The 1,368-nt window shown below is 31.8% G+C and carries 1 protein-coding gene; it reads right to left on the bottom strand.

Annotated features, from left to right (window positions below):
* Window positions 1-141: 141 nt before the first annotated feature.
* Window positions 142-1,311 (bottom strand): AlbA family DNA-binding domain-containing protein, encoded by a 1,170-nt coding sequence (locus QRD02_RS14245; protein WP_290255631.1) that lies wholly within the window; start codon window positions 1,309-1,311, stop codon window positions 142-144.
* Window positions 1,312-1,368 lie beyond the last annotated feature (57 nt).

Genomic DNA, 1,368 nt, shown 5'->3' with positions numbered 1-1,368 from the left:
AACGTTTATGTATATGAGCTGTGGCGTGTCTCGGCACAGACCTCTCCAAATATAAACTGGCTTTGGAAAATCCTCAGGATTTTCCAAGTGAGGACAGACCAAGCCATAGCTTATATACGGTGTTGCCATCTGGCTTTTCCGCTATGTACTTGGACTTTTCGCAAAACCAAATGATTGCCATAAAATGTCAAAATTCGGTCTCATTTTATTCATTATATCTGAATCATAGGCTGGTATTTGAATTAGTGGGAACAAAAGCTCATTTTTTGTAAATTCCCTTACAAAAGTTGCTCTATTATTATCCATAATCTTGCCCTTTACATTATGAAAGCTAAAAGACACAAAAAATGGTGATTCAATTTTCATCTTATTAAGTACATCTAAACCTTGTTTAATACACTCTACCGTTTTACGCATAAAGACTTCCTCATCAAATCCTTCCTTTTGATGACGTGTACCATAAAATAATTCAGATGTGTAAATTTCATATACTCCATTTCTGAAGAGTTGATTATAAGATGTTATCTCCCGCATTTGATATGTTGTTGCAAATGTTGCAAAACCATCAAGGTTGTACATTAAATTCCATCCTGTGCTTTGAGACAAAAGAGGCCTCATTTGCTTTGTCAAATCGTTTTTCTCAACTGCAAAATCAGAAATGGAATTTTCCAAAAAACTATAAGGAATTATATGAATTAAAAAGATTGTATCACCAACTAAATTTGGAATATTATCCTTTAAAAGAACTTCGGATATTCTATTTTTCCGGAAATTTTTTGCTTTATCAAACAAAACTTGATTTTGCATAAACATTTGATTTAACTCGTAAACATCAACAGGAAATTTCCCGCTATTTCTTCTTTTATAAAACTTGTTAGTTTGGTTGTAAGTTACCATTGCAGGTATTGTTAAACCTTTAGGTATTCCTAAAACCATTACATTTAAATCGCCAACCTCTATTGCATTAATTAGTAATTGTGAAATACTCGGTTCGGTTGAATTTTTAGCTATATCTTCAATTTGTTGGATAAGTTTATCTGAATTCTCAATATCAATTCCAGAAACTTTTTTCGGTTTTCCTGTATTTTGATTTTTATCGTCTTTAATTTCTTCAATTCCATAAATTATACAACCTCCTTCGGTGTTGTACATTGCAGAAACGTCAAATAGAAATTCCTTTTTGTCTTTGTCCTTTGAAAGATTTAATTCTTTTTTATAATCCAGAGTTTTACTTTCCTGTATTTGATTATCTATAAGTCGATTTATATCGGACGAAGTAAGTTTATCAGCACGTATTCCTAAGATGTACATTTATTGGATTGTTTTTATTAAGCTTGATGGCAACGTTTAGTATAACCGCAGTTACGG

The organism is Aequorivita aurantiaca (assembly GCF_030410135.1).
Lineage (GTDB): Bacteria > Bacteroidota > Bacteroidia > Flavobacteriales > Flavobacteriaceae > Aequorivita > Aequorivita aurantiaca.
The sequence above is the reverse complement of the archived record's forward strand: the minus strand, read 5'-3'. Positions and strand labels throughout refer to the sequence as shown.

Bases quoted from the DNA above. Each gene is read 5' to 3' on its own strand.
- QRD02_RS14245 (WP_290255631.1), bottom strand. From the start codon at position 1,311: ATGTACATCTTAGGAATACGTGCTGATAAACTTACTTCGTCCGATATA.